The sequence below is a fragment of the Vibrio sp. 10N.222.52.B12 genome (assembly GCF_002875385.1).
In the GTDB taxonomy this organism is placed as follows: domain Bacteria; phylum Pseudomonadota; class Gammaproteobacteria; order Enterobacterales; family Vibrionaceae; genus Vibrio; species Vibrio jasicida.
Map to the genome: position 1 here is coordinate 205,703 of NZ_MDAW01000095.1, position 20,779 is coordinate 226,481.

Sequence of the window (20,779 nt, forward strand, 5' to 3'; positions counted from 1 at the left end):
ATTTTTTATTGATCAAAATCAATGTTTTCAATTGGTGCTTCTCGTTAAATACGCCACAATATATTGTGTCATCAGAATAAGAAATAACCCCATATAGTGTATTTGTGGATAAGTCTGTGAGTATTTTGGGGTAAGGAGAAAAAGTGAAACCAATCGTAATCAAGCGTGACGGCTCAAGAGCTCCGTTCAACAGGGATCGTATTCAAGCAGCAGTAGAAGCTGCAGCGGAAAACAAAGACAAAGATGTCGCCATTTATGCACTAAATGTTGCTCTGGCAGTTGAGTTACAGCTTCAGGATCACGATGAAGTTCACATTCATGAGATTCAAGACTTAGTCGAAAATGAACTCATGCAAGGTCCTTACAAAGCCCTAGCTCGTTCTTACATTGAATACCGCCACGATCGCGACATCGCTCGTGAGAAGCAAAGTGCACTAACTCGCGAAATCGAAGGTCTAATTGAAGAAAGCAACCTAGATCTAATCAACGAGAACGCGAACAAAGACGGTAAAGTGATTCCGACTCAACGTGACTTGTTGGCTGGTATCGTAGCGAAACACTACGCGAAGACACACATCCTTCCACGCGATGTGGTTCAAGCGCACGAAGTAGGTGATATTCACTACCACGATTTGGATTACGCTCCGTTCTTCCCAATGTTTAACTGTATGCTTATCGATCTTAAAGGCATGCTAACGCACGGCTTTAAAATGGGTAACGCTGAGATTGATACTCCTAAATCAATTTCGACTGCAACAGCAGTAACGGCACAGATCATTGCTCAAGTAGCGAGCCACATATACGGTGGTACAACCATCAACCGTATTGATGAAGTACTAGAGCCGTACGTAATGACAAGCTACGAGAAACACCTAGAGATCGCAAAAGAGTGGAACATTGCTGAGCCAGAAGAGTTCGCAAAATCACGCACTGAGAAAGAGTGTTACGACGCGTTCCAATCTCTAGAATACGAAGTAAACACGCTACACACGGCGAACGGGCAAACCCCATTCGTTACGTTCGGTTTTGGTCTTGGTACAAGTTGGGCATCACGCCTGATCCAGAAGTCTATTCTGAAGAACCGTATTGCAGGTCTAGGTAAGAACCGTAAAACAGCGGTATTCCCTAAACTGGTATTCGGCATCAAAGATGGCTTGAACCACAAATCAGAAGATCCAAACTACGACATCAAGCAACTTGCGCTTGAGTGTGCGTCCAAGCGTATGTACCCAGACATCCTTAACTACGACAAAGTAGTAGAAGTAACGGGTTCATTCAAAACGCCAATGGGTTGTCGTAGCTTCCTTGGTACTTACGAAGAAAACGGCGAGCTGATTCACGAAGGTCGTAACAACCTTGGCGTAGTAAGTTTGAACCTTCCTCGTATCGCTATCCGTGCAAACGGCAGTGAAGAGAAGTTCTACGAGCTTCTAAACGATCGCCTACGTCTTGCTCGTAAAGCGCTAGAGACACGTATTTCTCGTCTAGAAAACGTGAAAGCACGTGTTGCTCCGATCCTTTACATGGAAGGCGCATGTGGTGTTCGTCTGAAAGCGGACGACTCAATCGCAGATATCTTCAAGAACGGTCGTGCGTCGATTTCTCTTGGTTACATCGGTGTACACGAAACAATCAACGCGCTATTCGGTACAGAAGCGCACGTTTACGACGATGCTGTTCTACGTGAAAAAGCAGTAGCTATCATTAAGCACTTGAAAGACACAGTAAACGGCTGGGCAGAAGATACCGGTTACGGTTTCAGCCTCTACGCAACGCCAAGTGAAAACCTATGTAGCCGTTTCTGCCGTATCGATGCGAAAGAGTTTGGCGTAATCAAAGGTGTAACAGACAAGGGTTACTACACTAACAGCTTCCACCTAGATGTTGAGAAAACAGTAAACCCATACGACAAGATCGACTTTGAGATGCCTTACCCAGAAATCTCAAGCGGCGGCTTTATCTGTTACGGCGAGTTCCCGAACATGCAACGTAACGTTGAAGCACTAGAAAACGTATGGGACTACAGCTACACCCGCGTACCATACTACGGTACCAACACACCAATCGATGAGTGTTACGAGTGTGGCTACAACGGTGAGTTTGACTGTACAAGTAAAGGTTTCACTTGCCCAAGCTGTGGCAACCATGACTCAACCAAAGTGTCAGTTACACGTCGTGTTTGTGGCTACTTAGGCAGCCCAGATGCACGTCCGTTTAACTTCGGTAAGCAAGAAGAAGTGAAGCGTCGAGTTAAGCACCTGTAAGGTTCACTTAAGCTCAAACCCAATAATGAAAATCAACCTGTCGTGGGTTGATTTTCTTTTCTAGCCAGCAAAACAAGGCACGATTATGAACTACCACCAATATTATCCAATTGACGTTGTTAACGGACCAGGTACACGCTGCACGCTATTTGTGTCGGGCTGTGTACACCAGTGCCGCGGCTGTTATAACCAGTCGACGCAACGCTTGGATTCTGGTGTGTTTTTCACGCAAGAAGCGGAAGACAAAATCATTGCAGACCTAAACGACACGCGCATCAAACGCCGTGGTTTATCTCTGTCTGGTGGTGATCCTTTGCATCCAGCGAACGTGCCGCACATTCTTAAGCTTGTAAAACGCGTAAGAGAAGAGTGCCCAGGCAAAGATATTTGGATTTGGACAGGTTACACGCTTGAAGAACTAGACGATGCACAGCGCGAAGTGACTCAGTACATCGACACATTAATCGATGGCAAATACGAGCAAGATAAACGAGACCTCAATCTAGAATGGCGAGGCAGCTCGAATCAAATTATCCATCGATTCACTGAGCTTTAAGCGATATGAAAAGGGCACATTCGTATAATTCGGATGTGCCCTTTTGGTGTGAGTTCTTTTAAAGCTTTGCTCGATAGATGAGTCGCGCTGTTGTGATCTTACTATAGCACAACACTTCAGTTACGCTGTCACAGTTGGATCATCATCAACCATGTTATTAATCCATCGCTTAGACTGAATTCGGTGAGTTGTTAGAATGCCTTTTACCAATTCTTCGACCAGTAGAGACATCAACACCCAATGCAGTGGTAAACCTAACACCATTCCAGTGTAGTAGGTAAGCGGAATACCAATCGCCCATTGACCAAACGTGTCGATGAAAATGCTATAGCGAATATCAGCGCCACTCTTTAATACGCCCCCAATACCAACCATGTTAAACACACGCAGTATCATGCCTAGCGCAAGTACTAAACATACGTTCAGCGCCATTTGTGTGTCTGTGAGCGGGCTCATTTCCAGTAAATTCAATATTAAAGGCGAGCTAACCCACACAGCAAAAAACAACACAGTTGCGAGCACGGCGCTGGTTAAGACATACCACCAAGCGGTCTTCTCAACACGGTCATATTGCTGAGCGCCAATGTCATTCCCAAGCAACACAGACGCGGCAACAGCGAATCCCATAAAGGTTGAAATCAATACGCCTTCAATCGGCGATAGGAAAGAGATAATCGCCAGTTCGGTTACGCCTAATTGACCGTAAATGATGCTGTAGATAATCAGGCCGCCGGTCCACAACGCATCGTGGATCAGCATTGGCATAGAGACTTTGAAATATTTGTTCCGATACGTCTTTATTGTACCTTCACGCCAATCTGAACGGGTAGGGAGCAGATACGCGTATCGACGACAGAAGAAATAAACCAGAATCGCCGTTTGAAAGAATCGAGAAATCAAAGTTCCCACTGCTGCGCCAAACACGCCCCATTGTGGAAAACCAAGTAAACCAAAGATCAAAACTGCATTGAGGAAGATGTTTACAACAATGGCAGCAATACTGACGTAAGTCGGCATCTTCGCTTCACCGACTGATCTCAACACCGATTCAATGGGAACAACGACAGCCGTGCCAATCAAACTCAATCCAGTTACCACCAAGTATTCCCTCGCGTACCCAACATACTCGGGGTCGTCCGCCATAAAAGAGACAATCTCTTTGTCGTAAACCACATACAACAAGATAAACGGCAAGGTCACGACCAACGAAATAAACCAAGATTGAGCGAGTGTTCGTCTTATTCCCGCAAGGTTCCCCGAACCATAATATTGAGAGGCTAAAACCGTTACAGCCCCACACAAACCAAACACCACAGCAAGGTTAAAGAAAAAGATTCGGTTACCGACACCCACCGCAGCAGTAGCGGACTCACCAAGTTGACTAACCATGAAGATATCCACGGCTCCGAGCAACGAAAACAGCATAGATTGGAGCGAGACAGGAACGCCAATCGCAACCAGTTTTTTCCAAAATGCTTTGTCTATGTATTGACGTGTTAAGAGCATCGCATTTCTCCTCTAAGAATAATGCGAGTAGTTTATCCACATGATTTAGCGGTGTATTTTTCAAAGACATCCAATAGTTTTGCGAAACTATCCAGTCTCTGTGGGAGTTACTCTAACTCCGAGACGAAAGTACCTTAGTGAGTCGATGAATCATGGAAGAAAAACAAGAACGCTACACCATTTCAGATAAAACCTATCAAGAACTCATCGATCATACCCGTGTACTTGCGCTTGAAGAACGCGGTATTGTCCAATGTGGAATCGCTACTTGCCGAGATTTTTTTTCCGTTTATCGCAAAAACCAAAAAAAGCACATGTTGTTATACACCGTCCGTGGAAGAGGTTGGCTAGAGAGCGGGGCATGTCGATATGAGTTAGAACCGGGGTCATTAGTAATTGTTCCAGCTGGAACGGAAAATGGATTTGGGATGGAAGATGAAACATGGCAAATCGCTTGGGTTTTCCTTTCACAAGATAAAGAATGGCCAATGGTTAATGAAGAGATCGAATACCAACTGACCCCTGCACCAGAAGTGCTGTATTCCTGCATTCAAACGCTACTGCGCAGTATCAACTTGCCTATTGACTACGGAGGTGAGGTAGGAGCTCACAGTGTTGCTCAATTAGAGCTTATGCTAAATATGCCACACTCAGATTCCCTTTCGCGTAATCAATTAAAACTACGACGTGTGTTCGATCTAGTGCAACGGCAACTTCATAAAGATTGGACAGTTGAACAACTCGCAGCGCTATATCCTTGTTCTGAGCCGCACCTTCATCGTTTAACTCATCAACAATTTGGAAGAAGTCCGATAGCACATCTCACACGCATGCGGATGGAATATGCAGCTCGATTGTTGCGTTCGACAGAATGGTCAATTCAACACATTGGTGAAATCGTGGGGTATCCTACTAGTGCGAACTTCAGTACCCGTTTTAAAGCCTGGTCGAGCATGACCCCACGTGAATTTAGAAAGAATGGTAAACTTGACTCAAACTCGGATGAGTGAATCGTTCTTTTTATAACCGATTGAGATCATAAAACGCGTTCGTTCCCAGTATTTTGTCCTCTAATTGATGAAATCCGTTAAAAATCCTTTCGCCATTTTTAACGAAAGTGTTACCGTGAGGTTCGATACTTGAATTTCAAAGGGTTATGACTTTCATGCTTTCTAATCTACCAACTCCTGTATTAGATCCTATTTTATCTCTTTCCGTCGCATACCGCGGCGATGAACGCCCTAACAAGGTTGACCTTGGTATTGGCGTATACAAAAACAGCGCTGGCGAAACACCAATCATGAAAGCAATTCAAATGGCACAAGAAGTGGTCGTTGAGAACCAAAAGACTAAGTCTTATGTTGGTCTTGCAGGCTGTGAAGAATTCAACCAAAGCATGATCGACCTCCTTCTAACGGGAACATCAGCCACAGATCGCGTTGCTGCTATTCAAACGCCTGGAGCAAGTGGTGCATTGCGTATGCTGGGTGACCTAATGAAGGTCGCACAACCAGATACGACGGTTTGGATTTCAAATCCTAGCTACGTAAATCACAAACCAGTGATGGAAGCGGCTGGGCTGAAAGTTAAGTTCTACCATTACTTCTCTCCAGAAACCAAGCAAGTCGATACAGCAAAAATGCTCGAAGACCTTTCTAAAGCTGGTCCTTCTGATGTAGTACTTCTGCATGGTTGTTGCCACAACCCAACGGGTGCAGATATTGATTTTTCAGCGTGGCAGACAATCACTGAGCTTTCTCAAAAAAATGGTTTTACGCCATTCGTAGATATTGCTTACCAAGGTTTTGGTGACGGCTTAGAAGAAGACGCAAAAGGTCTTCGCTTTATGGCTGACAACGTTGAAGAAATGCTGATCACGACTTCTTGTTCTAAAAACTTTGGTTTGTACCGTGAACGTACCGGTGCAGCGATTGTGATCGGCAAGAATGCAAAAGATGTGGCGAATGCGAAAGGTAAACTGCTTACGCTAGCACGTTCAACATACACTATGCCGCCAGATCACGGCGCAGCATTAGTAAAAACTATTCTTCAAGATGCAAGCCTCACTTCCGTTTGGAAACAAGAATTGAACGAAATGCAGCAGCGCTTGTTGAATCTTCGTCAAACTTTGTGTAACGAATTGAGAAACAACCATAATACAGATCAATTTGATTTCATTGAGAGTCACAAAGGCATGTTTACTGTGCTAGGCTTTAGTGAAAACCAAATGGCGCAACTGCGTGAAGATTATGGCATTTATGGTGTCGGTGATGGTCGAATCAACATCGCTGGTTTAACCGAAACTCATATTCCTTACGTTGCTGACGCGATCCAAAAAATATCTCAACGTTAATTGGGAGAGTTAATGAAGAACTGGAAACTGATTCTGCCGCTAATGATGAGCGGTGGTCTTATTGCTTGTACGTCGACACCGACGACGACTGAGCCTGTTGAGCCAGAAAAACCAGTCGTGGAGCAGCCGGTAGAAAAACCGGATGTAAAACCAGAAGTAGACCCAAAACCCGAGGTGAAGCCGGAACAAAAACCGGAAACTAAGCCTGAGAAGAAACCCGATCCTAAACCGGCAAAACCACCGCAGGCAAAGAAAACACCTGATGGCATGTTGATCCTTGGTTCGGAAGAGTGGGTTTATGTACCAGACATTGACCAAACATTTAAAGGTCGTGTCGATACCGGTGCAACCACATCATCAATCAGCGCGACAGAAATAGTGCCGTTTGAACGAGATGGTAAAGACTGGGTTAAGTTTAAAATCGATATTAATGGTAAAGCGAGCAAAGAGTTCAAGTTACCTGTTGAACGTTGGGCAAAAGTTCGTCAATCCTCTTCAGAAGAAGTAGATAAGCGCGCTGTTGTTGTAGCTTACATTCAAGTTGGTGACCTAAAAGAGAAAACGGAATTCACACTGGCTGAGCGAGGCCACATGAATTTCCCAATCCTACTTGGTCGAAGCTTCTTCCGCGACGTTGCTGTTGTAGACGTATCTAAGAAGTATGTTCAAAACAAGCCAAGCGGCAAGTAAATCTCTGCTTCACGTAGCAAGCAAAAAAAAGCCTCTCATTCGAGAGGCTTTTTTACATAATATCAATGCGTTATTGAACTTTAATGTCGAACAACTTAGTAAGCAAAGCGTGCTGATAAAACAAGCTGTTGGCCGTAAGTACCGTTATTTTTTAAATCCGCACCCAACGACAGTTGTTGCGTAGAGTGAAAGCGTGCACCTAGGTTATAGATAGTCTTAGAGTCATCGTTGTCAATCAGTTGGCCAATACGACCATGTAGTTCAATGTTCTGCATAAACCAGACTCGAGTGCCGATGTTTACTTCTGTTTTCCACTCATCACCGTCGCCATTGTCTTGTTTGATGTTGTGAACCAACATTTGACCATAAATATCAGCAAATTGGCCTGCAGGACCATTGAAGCCAATACCGCCTGCAACATCCCAATCACCACTGAATTCACTATCAGCACGTCCAATAAAATGCGTATTTTCAGTAAAGTAGGTTGTGACTTCCCCACCAAACGTACCTGGGCTGGTACCCATGCGGAATTCCATTGTGTTGTAGTTGAAATTGTTTGCGTGAGCAGAAAGTGGCAAAACAGCGCACAAACCAAAGGCAGCAACCTTTAGAGCTTTACCTAGCATGGGTGTCTCCGGGCAAGAAAAATAATACGAACGAAAAAAAGGTCTGCAAAATGCAGACCAAGATTTACAAAGTATCATTTTAGGCGTTTTCCGTCACCTAATGCACTAGGACAAAGTGCTTATGATCATGGTGATGACGCCCAATTAAGCGGCAAGAGAGCAGTGCTTACATCACCACTAAGTGTTCAACTTCGATCTCTGGCTTACTACCGCCTTCAAACTCACCAAATAGACGAACTTTTGTAGTCTGGTCAATTGGTGTCGCTAGACGGATGTCGTCGTCCAACTCAACCATGATCTCGCCAGAGCCATCGCTAAAGATAAACTGGTCTGAGCGTGTTTGACGAAGTAGGTTGCCTTCTACGACCACGTCTTTCTCAGTGAACATGCTTGAGTCTTTAATCAATGCATCGACTTTTTCAACCGTTACAGGACCATTAAATTGAATGCTTGATTGACCGTGGTTGTGGTCTTTAGCCATTGCAACAGTAGGAGCGATAGCAAGTGCAGCGATAGTAGCGATAACAGTGTTTTTCATAATTTGGTTTCTCTATTAAAGTGTTTGTTTTGATGGTGCTATTAAAACAAACCTTATTTGAACCATTACTGATTCGAACATTCATATTCGATTCATTTTCTTGAGTCCTATGCTGAGATAACGTTATGATTGTGCACCTTCTTTTTTCTCTTATTAAACGTTCATGAAATCACCAATCCCTTCATTAATGGTTCAAGGCACAACTTCAGATGCCGGAAAAAGCGTCCTTGTGGCAGGTTTATGCCGTGTATTAGCTCGTAGAGGGATAAAAGTTGCCCCGTTCAAGCCGCAGAACATGGCTTTAAACAGTGCAGTAACGAAAGATGGCGGTGAGATTGGACGTGCTCAAGCCGTTCAAGCGCAAGCCTGCAACGTCGAGCCTACGGTTCATATGAACCCTGTGTTGATTAAGCCAAACAGCGATACGGGCGCTCAAATTATCTTACAAGGTAAAGCATTGTCCAATATGGATGCTGTCGGCTTTCACGATTACAAAAAAGTCGCAATGGGCACGGTATTAGACTCTTTCTCTAAACTGACCGAAGAATTCGAATCCGTGATGATTGAAGGCGCTGGCAGTCCAGCAGAAATCAACTTAAGAGAAAATGATATCGCCAACATGGGATTTGCCGAGGAAGCAGACGTTCCCGTCATTATTATTGCAGATATCGACCGCGGTGGCGTGTTTGCCCATCTTTACGGGACGCTAGCGTTGCTATCCGAATCTGAACAAGCGCGCGTTAAAGGTTTCGTAATTAATCGCTTCCGTGGCGACATCAGCTTGCTTGAATCTGGTCTGGATTGGTTAGAAGATAAAACGGGCAAACCTGTACTCGGAGTATTGCCGTACATTCACGGGTTAAACCTTGAAGCAGAAGATGCTATAACGGTTCAGCAAGAGCTGTCTTCACAAGTTAAACTCAATGTCGTGGTACCAGTTTTAACGCGCATTAGTAACCATACTGATTTTGATGTGTTGCGTCTAAATCCAGACATTAACCTTCGCTACGTTGGCAAAGGTGAGAAGATCGATAAAGCCGATCTCGTTATCTTGCCGGGTACTAAATCAGTCCGAGACGATTTGGATTATCTACGTAGCCAAGGGTGGGACAAAGACATTCAACGCCACATTCGCTTGGGCGGCAAAGTCATTGGCATCTGTGGCGGCTACCAGATGCTTGGCAACTTAATTGATGACCCAAGTGGCGTAGAGGGCCGGCCTGGTCGTAGTGAAGGCCTTGGTTTGTTAGACATCACCACAACTCTAACCGATAGCAAACAGCTTACAAACACACGAGCAGAGCTTTCTCTTAACGGTAAAAAAGCCAATGTGAAAGGTTATGAAATCCATGTGGGAAGAAGTGAAGTGCAGGGCGCTCAACCTATCAAGTTAAATTCTGGCGAAGCAGAAGGCGCGCTTAGTGAATGTGGCCAAATCATGGGAACCTACCTACACGGGTTCTTCGATGAGGCAGATATCTTGAGCCTTGTTTCAGAATGGGTAAACGGCACTCAAATCAAACAACAAGACTTTGAACAGCTCAAAGAACAGGGCATTAATCGAATTGCAGATGCGATAGAACAACATATGAATCTTGACTTTCTGTTCAAATAAAACCAGTTTTTAACTGTCTGAAGCATAAATAAAAGTGGAGATTGCTTTCCACTCATTCATCTTCTGCCTGTCTAGCACCGGAGTGTTTTTATGAAAGCATGGAAAATTCATGCTTGCCTAGTGGCAATATTGAGCGTTTCATCAGCAGCAAACGCGGCAACTGACTTAAAAATTTATGCAGCGTCGTCAATGACTAATGCGATTGATGATATTGCTCAAAAATTCGAGCAAAAATACGATGTATCAGTCACACCTGTATACGGTGGTTCATCATCCATTGCTCGCCAAATTCTAAATGGCGCACCGGCCGATGTGTTTATCTCTGCAAACACTAAATGGATGAATTACCTAGTAAAATCAAAAGCCGTAAAGAGTGACAATGTCACTACTTTAGTGCAAAATTCCCTCATTGTCATTGCGCCGCAAAATAGCAGTATTGCAACATTTGATTTCTCTGATGCTGATGCTTGGAATGAGGCACTGGACGGCAACCGCCTTGCTCTAGGCAATCCAGTGTCCGTTCCTGTCGGAATGTATGCAAGAGAGTCTTTAACTAACCTTGGCGTGTGGAAAGTACTAGAACGTCAAATTGCTCCAGCAAAGAACGTTCGTCTTGCACTTGCGCTAGTAGAGCGAGCGGAAGCCCCGTTGGGAGTGGTCTACAAAACGGATGCACAATTGACAACTAAGGTGAAAATAGTTGGAGAATTTGCAAGCGATACTCACGCAGACATCGTTTACCCAGCCGCGATTGTGAAAGACTCAATACAATCAAAACAATTCTTCCAGTACTTGAAGTCGGATGAAGCAAAACAAGTCTTTGCTCATTACGGTTTTCAATAAAAGGGATCAGAGTGTCAGAACTTGAATACCAAGCCTTAATGCTAAGCCTAAAAGTCGGCACCTATGCCGTCGTTTGGTTGATTCCAATAGGCGTTGCTCTCGCTTGGTTACTGTCTAGAAAAGAGTTTATCGGTAAGTCCATATTAGACAGCTTGATTCATCTTCCACTCGTATTACCTCCTGTGGTTATTGGTTACTTGCTACTGATCTCTCTCGGTCGTCAAGGATACTTGGGTGGGTGGCTATATGAACACTTTGGTTTAATATTCAGTTTCAACTGGAAGGGGGCCGTCATCGCCTGTATCGTCGTTGCCTTACCATTAATGGTCCGTTCGGTTCGATTGAGTTTAGATACGATTGACCCCAAATTAGAACACGCAGCGTCAACCCTCGGAGCGTCGCCGTTAAAAGTCTTTGTCACAATTACGCTTCCGTTAACTATTCCTGGAATCATCACTGGTACCATGCTCTCGTTTGCACGCAGTTTAGGAGAGTTCGGTGCCACTATCAGCTTCGTTTCGAACATACCAGGGGAAACGCAAACCATCCCACTAGCTATGTACAACTTTATAGAAACGCCTGGTGCTGAAATGGAGGCCGCGCGCTTGTGCATCATTTCTATTGCCTTAGCTCTGTCGACGTTAATGATCTCAGAATGGTTAAATCGTAAAGCCGCAGCGCGTCTGGGGGCCAAGCGATGAGTATAGAAATTCAATTTAAACAATCACTTGGTGAAACCAACTTTGACATTAATCTGTCGTTACCGCGTAACGGAATAAGTGCGCTATTTGGTCGTTCCGGAGCCGGAAAAACGACTCTAATTAACGTTATTAGTGGATTAGTTACACCACAGCAAGGCAAAGTGGCGATTGGCGAGCACATCCTTTTCAATAGTGATGCGGGTATTAATCTACCGACGCATAAGCGCAAAATTGGTTATGTATTTCAAGATTCTCGCTTGTTTCCGCATTATTCAGTAAAAGGAAACTTGCTCTATGGTGTTGTAGAAAAAGATGAAGAGTATTTCGATAAGGTCACAGAATTACTTGCTATTAAACCACTGTTAAAACGCTTCCCAGTTTCTTTGTCGGGCGGTGAAAAGCAACGTGTAGCCATTGCGCGAGCACTACTTTCTAAGCCTAATCTGCTTTTGATGGATGAACCTTTGGCTTCCTTAGATATGCCACGTAAGCGAGAAGTCATGCCATTTTTAGAAGAGTTGTCTGAGCAGGTCAACATTCCGATCGTGTACGTTACGCATAGCTTGCAAGAAATCCTACGCTTGGCCCAACACCTTTCGATTCTCGACAAGGGACGAATCATGACGTCAGGTAAGCTTGAAGAAGTATGGGCGTCTCATGCGATGCGTCCGTGGCAGTCATTTTCCGATCACAGTAGCTTGTTTGAGGGCAAAATTGCGACCCATCATGACAAATACGCGTTAACGTGCGTAAAGCTCGCACCAAAGGCTTGTTTGTGGGTTCAAAAGGTCGATGGTGAGCCAGATACGTCAATTCGCCTGCAAGTGCGTGCCAATGATGTCTCTATAGCTTTGGAAAAACCAGTTGCGACGTCTATTCGTAATGTACTGTCAGCGACCGTTGCATCCATTGAAGAATTCAATGCTGGCGAAGACAAACAAAGTATTACGGTATCGCTGAAGTTAGATACTGACTGCCACTTATGGGCGACCATTACGCCTTGGGCGTTGGATGATTTGAATTTAAAAGTCGGTGACATGGTGTACGCACAAGTAAAAGGGGTCAGTGTAACGCAGAGAGATATCTCGTTGGCGCATCACTAGCGCGTAACCAGATTATACGAAATAAAAAAGGCCGCAATTGCGGCCTTTAACTTAACTGAAGTAAATGGGAAGAATTACTTCACAAATACTTCTTTAAATTCACGCTTAAGAAGAGGATCGCGACGCGCTTTCTTAAGTTGCTTAACCATGTCTTTCACACAGTTGTGAAGAACATTGTCAAGAAGTTGAGAACGGTAGTCTTCTTTGTCTTCATCTGTCATGTTTTCAGGCAGATTAAGCGTTGGGAATTCTTCCATTACGTTTAGACCAGCGAATGCTTGGCCAACCGTTACTAGAGCGTGGAATTGCTCAAAGTTGTCCAGAATGTTTTGTGCACTTGCAGGCATTTCGTCCCAAGACGCACGAACAGCTTCTTCAGACACTTCATGGATAGAGGTAACCATCTCGAACATTTGCTCTGGAACTTCGTCAAATTCGATAACTTTACGTAGTTCAGGAGAAATGGTTTCTAGATCGATTTTTTTGCTTTCGTTGTTAGTTGCTTCTGACATGGTGTGTCTCTCGTTACAAAAGGCGGGAATATTAATACCAAATGCATCAAATAGCTACCATAAGAAGCATTTGATTCCGTGACCACTTAACAAAAAAATATAGCACTAAATGAGTGGCGTAATGCAACAATCTCGTGAGTATGATATATGTTTAATAAAGACTTACAAAAGAATGGGACGCGCTATGCAACCGACAGGGACATCGATGCGCATTCTACTGGTTGATGACGTTCAGCTGGATCGAATGCAGTTGGCTATCCGTTTGAAACAACAAGGTCATATTGTTAAAGCCGTTGGAAGTGGTCTAGAAGCATTAAATACTTATGAAAGCTTCGACCCAGAACTGGTTCTGCTAGATATCGCTATGCCAGACATGAATGGCTTTGAAGTATCACTTCATATCAGAGAAACGTTCCCGGACTGGATCCCAATCATCTTCCTCAGTAGCCATGAGGAACCAGAAATGATCGCCAAAGCTATTGAGGCCGGCGGGGATGATTACCTTATCAAACCTGTCGACAAGCTTGTTCTTAATTCGAAGTTGATGGCAATGCAACGTATTGCTCACATGAGACGAGAGCTGAAACAGGCGACCGCACAACTAGAAGAGATGAACTCAAGATTACAACAGCAAGCCAATGAAGATGGTCTAACGAAGTTGTATAACCGCCGCTATATCGATCAAAAGTTTGAAACCATGATTGCTTGGCATGGCCGTCATCATATGCCAATGGCCCTCATCTTACTCGACGTTGATTTCTTTAAGCCGTTCAATGACAACTATGGGCACATAGAAGGGGATCGCTGTCTGCAAGCGATTGCAAATCAACTCAAAGCAACGTTCTGTCGTTCTGGAGAGTATGTCGGGCGTTATGGTGGGGAAGAATTTGTCATTCTTCTCAATAGCACGGATGCGAAAACTGCAGAAAGGGAAGCCGAACGCGTGCAAGAGGCCATGTACTTCCTCGACTATCCACATGCATACTCTAGCATTGCAAATAGAGTGACGGTGTCACAAGGGGTCTTTGCCTTTCAACCAACAGGTAAAGACAACATAGCAGAATTGTACGCAACGGCAGATAGAGCGCTTTATTCGTCAAAGTCTCTAGGAAGAAATACATACACTGTGGTAAATGCTCGTTGATTCAGAAGCTTAATTGCAAAATCATTATTGTGACGATGTCACTTATCTCTGGTTTTTGTCACGCAAACCCCGTCCAGCAAACGCTACAAAAAGAGTTTGAGCGCAACTTCGCGATTGGCATTGTGCTCTCTGACAGTGATGTCTTTACCTTAGGCTTTCATGATTTCGACCCCAATAAATATCTTAATATTGATAATGAAGATATTGGTACCCAAGACTCTGTCGACCTGAGAAAACAGGTTGCGCTGTCCACACTCCCTTATCACTTATCTCTTTCTGAAGATAAAACTGCCCCAGTTAAATATAATCTCAAAGGTCGATTATATGCGTTAGGTATCGACCAAGATGTGACCGTCAATGAAGACAAAGTGCCCGATCGAAACAAAGAGCTTATCTTAGGGTCTTACACCGAAATTGAACAACAAAACCAACTCACAGAACATCTATCATTGAGTGGCGCCGCCGGAGCTCACCTGATGTATTACCGCAACGAGTATTCTTACCGTAGTGATGCGCTCGATAACCTTAAGCCTTATATAGAGGGAGTTTACCTCAATACCGATGCTTGGGCGTTGGTCGGAGAGGTCAACGCAGAACTCAAGTACCTCGAAAATGAAAATTGGGGGAAATGGTACGTTTGGTCGTCGCCACATTACTTTTATGGAATGGGTTGGGGCGAAGGAAATAATGGCGATATAGGAAACCCAGAAGGCTGGTATTGGGTGAACGGCGTCAAATTGTTTTACGACATCACCAAAGTGGGCAGAACCGTCCAGTCTGTATACACCAGTTTCAATCGAGTTGATGTTGGCGGTGATACGAGTAAACCGATGAATACCTCACACTACTATGAAGCAAGCTTTGGTTGGTTAATGACACCACCGTTTAAAAGCGAATGGATTGATAACATAGGTCTCGGCCTGTCCGTCAATTACGGCAGTGCACTAAAAGGTGGAAGCCTTGTTTTGTTCTTTAATCAGGAGTAATTCCGCAATGGCAAAGAAAACCATTGCATTTCCTCACTCGGCGAGCCAAAATCGCGCCCCATTTTGCTTAATAGGAACATAAGCACATAAACCAAGTCATGGAACGACAATAACAAACCTATAAAAGTTATGCGTAAGTTGGCTTGTTTAGCGATGTGTTTCGCTTCTACTTCATCTTATTCCAGCACCGTTGAAAAGCAGCTGCAAAAGAGTTCGATTATAACTTCGCCTCCAGCATTGTCCTTTCAGACAGTGATGTGTTCACCTTTGGCTTCTCAAACTTTGACCCTAACGAATACCTCAATCTCGATGATGATTCTTTAGGTGATAACGAATCCGTCGACCTTCGGAAGAAAATCTCCGTATTGTCGTTGCCATTCAGTATTCCGGCGAGCAATTACCGTTATTCCCCATACCAGGCAAAAGTGAACGGGCGAGGCTACCTGCTTTCTTCTCAACAAAAAGTGTCCGCGTTAAATGCCGACACTCCTGACGACCTTGATGAGCTTGTTTTGGGTGGCTACTTAGAAGTTGAGCAAGAGGCTTATTTAAATCGCAATATTACGTTGGGCGCAGCGGCGGGAACGCACATCATGTACTACCAAAATAATTACGCTTATCGTAGTGATACGTTGGAGGATTATCGTGACCAAATTGATGGTATTTATGTCAATACCAACGCGTTAGCAATGGTCGGCGAGGTTAATGCGACACTAAAATACAGCCCTTATGGTCATTTTGGTCAATGGTACTTTTGGTCTTCACCACATTACTTTAACGGCGTTGGTGTCAACCTCGGAAAAGGTGACAACGTAATTAACCCTGAAGGCTGGTATTGGGTTAATGGCGTAAAGGTCTTTCACCGTCTAGCGATATGGCAAAACATGGTTCAGTCGTTTTATACCAGCTTCAACCGAGTTGATATAGGTGGCGATACCAAGAAACCGTTAAACACGGATCACTACTACGAAGCGAGTATGGGTTGGCTTATGACACCACCGATTAAAATCCCATTTGTGGTGAACATAGGTTTAGGGATGAGTCTCAACTATGGCAGTGCGTTTAAAGGGGTAGTTTGGTCATGTTCTTCAACCAAGTTTAACGCTTTTCAGATTTCAACGACTCTTGTAAGCAGAAAATAGGACAATTAAGCGTGGCAGAACTTCACACAGTTTCTGCCCGCTTTTTTGGCTTTATACAGGGCGTCATCAGCAAGTTTAATCACGTCAGTTGGGTTTCGTGCACTACGGCTGTCTGCAACCCCAAAACTCGCAGTGACAGATACGGTCTTTTTCTTTGAATCAGCACTTCCGCGCTTTTTGCGGCCTTGTTTGTTGTCATCAGGTCGACTGTCTTGATCGCGTAGAATCATTTCATATTCAGCAATCAATTCGCGAACTTCTTCCACATGAGCTTCGCAGTCTTCGGTGTACTTACCTTTAAAGACAATGGTGAACTCTTCACCACCAAAACGATACACCTTTGCTCCACCTTGTGTCTTCATTAGGCGCGAAGCCACCATCTTTAACACATCATCACCGGTGTCGTGGCCGTAGGTGTCATTAAACTTCTTAAAATGATCAACATCCAGCATCGCAATGGTGAACTTACGTCCCATATGCTTAAGGTCCAGATCCAACGCACGACGGCTAGGAATGAGCGTTAAGCTATCAGTAAAAGCCAGTTGATGGCTCGCCGATGTGGAGTAAATGATGATCAATAGGCCCGTTAGCGTAAACATGGTGCTAGAGATATATTGGACGTCGAAGAAGATAAACGTCGCCGAGGCTAACACCATCGCAGAGTAAGTCATCGCGTGAATAATCTTATTCTTCTTCAGCACCAAAATGCCAAGGAAGCACACAATACCAACGCAATAGAGCACAAGTACTAGAGGAAGTTTGGAAACCTTGGGAACAATAAACAAGATGCCATTGGTCCACTCATCGAATCCACCTTCTACGTAATAGGTCAGCGTCACATAGGACCAAAAGACAAACATAACCAGCACAAAAATGTAGGCTAACGTGGCTTTGGAATCGAAACCTTCTTTATTGAACAGAAACACCGCTAGGAAAGAGACGGGTAAAAGACTCGCTAAAATGGTGAGCTCTAAAAGCGCAGTTCCCGTTTGAAGCGGAACTTGTAGGCGATGTTGGATTACGAAGTAGGCGAGTAGCATGGCAATGCAAACCATAGACTCGCGACCTTGCTTGAATGAGTAACACATTAACAGTGCACAGCCCAACAAAATATATGGCAAATTCGACGCAATGCCCCAGTTAGACTGAGTCATCTGAATGATGCTATCCATACCCAAGCTGATCATACCCAACAGTATTATTGGAAATAGAAACCGAAAGCCTGGAGAGGTCATTAAAGATGAAGCCATCTACTACAAATCACCTGCAAATAGTTGAGTATATCTAAAGAGTTACATTAAGCATTCAATTAATACCGTGTGTGGGCAGTATATATTCTGACGCTTTCAAAACTAACAAGAATACGTGTATTTGCGAATTTTCCAAGTGTTTTACAGTCGATGATTACAAAAAGAGAGAGGTTGATTAAATTAAGACCAATCAACAAGTTGCACGATAGTTGTGACTGCTATAATTTCGTAGTGTTGAGCAAAGGAGAAAAATCGATGCAAATCAGTTCAGATGTACACAATTATATGGAGACCCTCGTAGGGCAAGAACTCTCTTCAGAGCGATACGTCGATCAGTTTGATCATGAACAGTTGGCTGACATTGCTTGCTTGGCGCTGATCCAATTAAAACCAGTTTATATCCGCCATGATATCGATTTTCTGTCTGCTCTACCTGAGCGTAAACTGACGCAGTTTAAAGATAGTGTCTATATCGCGGTAGAAAATGCAGCAGCAATGGTGCAAGAAGATCGACGCACGAATCGTAACAATGATGTACCTGTAATTTTCTCGCATACCAGTTATGATGAAGACAAAGAACTGGATTGGTTTGAGAAGCCAATTCTCAACGTCAACATTAAGTAATGAGTGTCTTAATCAGTCTTAAATAGATAAGGCATACCCAAGGAGGAATTGTGGGATTCTTTTCGCGCTTGTTTGGTGGTGGTGATAAAACTGCCGCAGTTAAAACCGTAGACCCCGTCGAATATAAAGGCTTTTTGATTTACCAAGAGAGTATTTCAGAAGGTGGTCAGTACCGCATTGCAGGACGGATTGAGAAAGAGTTCGATGGAGAAGTGAAAACCCACCGTTTTATTCGTTCCGACTTGATAGGATCAGAACAAGACGCCAATGAGCTGATGCTGAAAAAAGCGCAGATGTTCATCGACCAAATGGGTGAAAAAATCTTCAATTAAGAACTCACTGCAACTTGATTCGAATCATCTCCAAGAGAGCCATTAGTGTATATGCTGATGGCTCTCTTTCTTTTTATGGCTTAATTGCCTGTTAAATTAACCACTTAACATTCAACTGGTTAGACCTCTGTCTAGTGGCGCTAATCGTTGTTATTTTTCAGCGCGAAGTAGAGAATTATTCATTACTTCGCGTTATATGTAATGAAATTTAGTATTTTTATTACAAAATACTTGAAGTCATGATGGACGTTCGTTAAAAACAGAAGAATAACAGGGCTGTTAGTCAAGATTTGACTGTGCAAATGGGTGACCCAAAACACCATCATTCGTTTGCGTTTTCTTGCGTAGTAAACAGATAGAAATAAAAAAGAATTAGAGTAGAGCAACGCTCTGTTTTGGGACTAATTATTGATATGTATACAAGGAGTATGCGTTTTGCAAATCGGTGTACCTAGAGAAATACTCGCGGGTGAATCGCGAGTAGCTGCATCACCTAAATCGGTTGAGCAGTTAATTAAGTTGGGGTTCGATGTCGCAATCGAATCACAAGCGGGGGTGCTAGCCAGTTTCGACAATGCGGCTTATGAAGCAGCAGGGGCGACAATTGTATCTAGCGACGAAGTATGGCAATCAGGCTTAATTCTTAAAGTGAATGCGCCTCATGTTGATGAAGAAAATGGCATCGATGAGATCGCATTGTTACAAGATGGCGCAACATTGGTTAGCTTTATCTGGCCAGCGCAAAACGCGGAGTTAATGGAACAGCTCTCAAGCAAGAACATCAACGTTCTCGCAATGGACTCCGTTCCTCGTATCTCACGTGCGCAAGCATTAGACGCACTCTCTTCTATGGCTAACATCGCCGGTTATCGAGCAGTGGTTGAAGCTGCTCATGAATTCGGTCGTTTCTTCACAGGCCAAATTACTGCCGCTGGTAAAGTACCACCAGCTAAAGTGTTAGTTGCTGGTGCAGGTGTCGCTGGACTTGCAGCAATCGGTGCGGCTGGTAGCCTTGGCGCAATCGTTCGTTCTTTCGACGTTCGTCCTGAAGTGAAAGAACAAGTCGAATCGATGGGCGCTGAGTTCCTGACAGTAGATTTCAAAGAAGACTCAGGCTCAGGTGACGGTTACGCCAAAGAAATGTCTGATGAGTTCAACAAGAAAGCGGCTGAGCTATACGCTGAGCAAGCGAAAGATGTTGATATCATCATCACTACGGCGCTAATTCCTGGCCGCCCAGCACCGACGTTGATCACCAAAGAAATGGTCGACAGCATGAAAGCGGGCAGCGTGATCGTTGATCTGGCGGCTGCCAATGGCGGTAACTGTGAATATACAGAAAAAGACAAAGTCATCACGACAGCCAATGGCGTAAAAATTGTTGGTTACACTGACATGGTAGGCCGTCTGCCAACGCAATCTTCTCAGCTCTACGCAACCAACCTTGTAAACCTTCTAAAACTGTTGTGCAAAGAGAAAGATGGCAACATCGATATCGACTTTGAAGACGTTGTGTTACGTGGTGTGACCGTCGTGAAAGAAGGCGAAATCACTTGGCCGGCACCACCGATTCAAGTTTCTGCTCAACCACAAGCAAAAACCCAAGAACCGGTCAAAAAAGAGCCGAAAGTTGAAGAGCCAACTTCACCAGTTAAGAAATTCGCACCACTGGTTATTGGTTTGGGTGCGTTTGGCTGGGTTGCATCAGTCGCTCCGGCTGCATTCCTATCACACTTCACCGTTTTCGTATTGGCGTGTGTGGTAGGTTACTACGTAGTTTGGAACGTGACTCACGCACTGCATACACCACTTATGTCGGTAACAAACGCGATTTCCGGCATCATCGTAGTGGGTGCGCTACTGCAAATTGGTCAAGGTAATGGTGTAGTTACCTTCCTATCATTCATTGCTGTTCTCATTGCAAGCATAAACATCTTTGGTGGCTTTACCGTGACCAAACGTATGCTTGAAATGTTCCGCAAAGACAAATAATA

Annotated in this window: 19 protein-coding genes and 1 pseudogene; 15 read left to right on the forward strand and 5 right to left on the reverse strand. The window is 44.1% G+C overall.

Annotation, left to right across the window (positions count from 1 at the left end; all coding sequences use genetic code 11):
* Positions 1–143: 143 nt before the first annotated feature.
* Entirely contained in the window at positions 144–2,264 is a 2,121-nt protein-coding gene (gene nrdD / locus BCT11_RS05085; protein WP_045465626.1) for an anaerobic ribonucleoside-triphosphate reductase, read from the forward strand.
* An 85-nt stretch (positions 2,265–2,349) separates the two neighbouring features.
* On the forward strand, positions 2,350–2,820 hold the full coding sequence (nrdG, locus tag BCT11_RS05090) for an anaerobic ribonucleoside-triphosphate reductase-activating protein (protein ID WP_038870682.1): 471 nt from the start codon (positions 2,350–2,352) through the stop codon (positions 2,818–2,820).
* 120 nt (positions 2,821–2,940) lie between these two features.
* Here nrdG and BCT11_RS05095 read toward each other — a convergent pair whose 3' ends face one another.
* On the reverse strand, positions 2,941–4,326 hold the full coding sequence (locus BCT11_RS05095; RefSeq protein ID WP_102387438.1) for an MATE family efflux transporter: 1,386 nt from the start codon (positions 4,324–4,326) through the stop codon (positions 2,941–2,943).
* A 152-nt stretch (positions 4,327–4,478) separates the two neighbouring features.
* On the opposite strand from BCT11_RS05095, the gene BCT11_RS05100 reads away from it, so the two are divergent.
* From BCT11_RS05100 to BCT11_RS05110, 3 genes are all read left to right on the forward strand, one after another.
* Positions 4,479–5,336, forward strand: coding sequence for an AraC family transcriptional regulator (locus BCT11_RS05100; RefSeq protein WP_042604220.1), 858 nt, complete (start codon positions 4,479–4,481; stop codon positions 5,334–5,336).
* Positions 5,337–5,491: 155 nt separating this feature from the next.
* A complete protein-coding gene (locus tag BCT11_RS05105; protein WP_038877373.1) occupies positions 5,492–6,679 on the forward strand; it encodes an amino acid aminotransferase in 1,188 nt (395 codons plus the stop codon).
* Positions 6,680–6,691: 12 nt separating this feature from the next.
* A complete protein-coding gene (locus BCT11_RS05110; RefSeq protein WP_038870689.1) occupies positions 6,692–7,369 on the forward strand; it encodes an ATP-dependent zinc protease in 678 nt (225 codons plus the stop codon).
* A 95-nt stretch (positions 7,370–7,464) separates the two neighbouring features.
* Here BCT11_RS05110 and BCT11_RS05115 read toward each other — a convergent pair whose 3' ends face one another.
* Together BCT11_RS05115 and BCT11_RS05120 are read right to left on the reverse strand one after the other, a co-directional pair.
* Positions 7,465–7,995: a hypothetical protein gene (locus tag BCT11_RS05115; protein WP_038870690.1), complete on the reverse strand. Its 531-nt coding sequence runs from the start codon at positions 7,993–7,995 to the stop codon at positions 7,465–7,467.
* A gap of 166 nt (positions 7,996–8,161) precedes the next feature.
* Entirely contained in the window at positions 8,162–8,533 is a 372-nt protein-coding gene (locus tag BCT11_RS05120; RefSeq protein WP_038870691.1) for a NirD/YgiW/YdeI family stress tolerance protein, read from the reverse strand.
* A 163-nt stretch (positions 8,534–8,696) separates the two neighbouring features.
* Between BCT11_RS05120 and BCT11_RS05125 the strand changes: the two genes are divergently transcribed.
* From BCT11_RS05125 to modC, 4 genes are all read left to right on the forward strand, one after another.
* Positions 8,697–10,148 (forward strand): cobyric acid synthase, encoded by a 1,452-nt coding sequence (locus BCT11_RS05125; protein ID WP_042604219.1) that lies wholly within the window; start codon positions 8,697–8,699, stop codon positions 10,146–10,148.
* Between the two features lie 90 nt (positions 10,149–10,238).
* Entirely contained in the window at positions 10,239–10,991 is a 753-nt protein-coding gene (gene modA / locus BCT11_RS05130) for a molybdate ABC transporter substrate-binding protein (RefSeq protein WP_042604218.1), read from the forward strand.
* An 11-nt stretch (positions 10,992–11,002) separates the two neighbouring features.
* Positions 11,003–11,692 carry a molybdate ABC transporter permease subunit gene (gene modB / locus BCT11_RS05135; RefSeq protein WP_080869613.1) on the forward strand — a complete coding sequence of 230 codons (690 nt, stop codon included), beginning with the start codon at positions 11,003–11,005 and terminating at the stop codon, positions 11,690–11,692.
* Complete coding sequence (modC, locus tag BCT11_RS05140; RefSeq protein WP_102387450.1) at positions 11,689–12,795, forward strand: molybdenum ABC transporter ATP-binding protein ModC; 1,107 nt, start codon at positions 11,689–11,691, stop codon at positions 12,793–12,795. Before modB ends, modC begins: the two co-directional genes overlap by 4 nt.
* 74 nt (positions 12,796–12,869) lie before the next feature.
* Here modC and BCT11_RS05145 read toward each other — a convergent pair whose 3' ends face one another.
* Positions 12,870–13,307: a DUF3069 domain-containing protein gene (locus BCT11_RS05145; protein ID WP_038870697.1), complete on the reverse strand. Its 438-nt coding sequence runs from the start codon at positions 13,305–13,307 to the stop codon at positions 12,870–12,872.
* 184 nt (positions 13,308–13,491) lie between these two features.
* Here BCT11_RS05145 and BCT11_RS05150 point away from each other — a divergent pair, with 184 nt between their 5' ends.
* The 3 genes and pseudogenes from BCT11_RS05150 to BCT11_RS05160 all read left to right on the forward strand — a co-directional run bounded on the left by BCT11_RS05150 (position 13,492) and on the right by BCT11_RS05160 (position 16,539).
* Positions 13,492–14,451, forward strand: a complete 960-nt coding sequence (locus BCT11_RS05150; protein ID WP_186175939.1) for a diguanylate cyclase — start codon at positions 13,492–13,494, stop codon at positions 14,449–14,451.
* 35 nt (positions 14,452–14,486) lie between these two features.
* Positions 14,487–15,437 carry a Solitary outer membrane autotransporter beta-barrel domain gene (locus BCT11_RS05155; protein ID WP_042604259.1) on the forward strand — a complete coding sequence of 317 codons (951 nt, stop codon included), beginning with the start codon at positions 14,487–14,489 and terminating at the stop codon, positions 15,435–15,437.
* A gap of 129 nt (positions 15,438–15,566) precedes the next feature.
* Positions 15,567–16,539 (forward strand): annotated as a pseudogene (locus tag BCT11_RS05160) (Solitary outer membrane autotransporter beta-barrel domain).
* 45 nt (positions 16,540–16,584) lie between these two features.
* On the opposite strand, the gene BCT11_RS05165 reads toward BCT11_RS05160, so the two are convergent.
* Positions 16,585–17,829 (reverse strand): GGDEF domain-containing protein, encoded by a 1,245-nt coding sequence (locus tag BCT11_RS05165; RefSeq protein ID WP_038870701.1) that lies wholly within the window; start codon positions 17,827–17,829, stop codon positions 16,585–16,587.
* Between the two features lie 255 nt (positions 17,830–18,084).
* Here BCT11_RS05165 and BCT11_RS05170 point away from each other — a divergent pair, with 255 nt between their 5' ends.
* The 3 genes from BCT11_RS05170 to BCT11_RS05180 all read left to right on the forward strand — a co-directional run bounded on the left by BCT11_RS05170 (position 18,085) and on the right by BCT11_RS05180 (position 20,777).
* The gene (locus tag BCT11_RS05170) at positions 18,085–18,453 is read left to right on the forward strand and encodes a late competence development ComFB family protein (protein WP_038870703.1); all 369 of its coding nucleotides are present in this window, start codon (positions 18,085–18,087) and stop codon (positions 18,451–18,453) included.
* A gap of 50 nt (positions 18,454–18,503) precedes the next feature.
* The gene (locus BCT11_RS05175; protein WP_038877383.1) at positions 18,504–18,785 is read left to right on the forward strand and encodes an HlyU family transcriptional regulator; all 282 of its coding nucleotides are present in this window, start codon (positions 18,504–18,506) and stop codon (positions 18,783–18,785) included.
* Between the two features lie 435 nt (positions 18,786–19,220).
* Positions 19,221–20,777, forward strand: a complete 1,557-nt coding sequence (locus BCT11_RS05180) for a Re/Si-specific NAD(P)(+) transhydrogenase subunit alpha (RefSeq protein WP_038877384.1) — start codon at positions 19,221–19,223, stop codon at positions 20,775–20,777.
* Positions 20,778–20,779 lie beyond the last annotated feature (2 nt).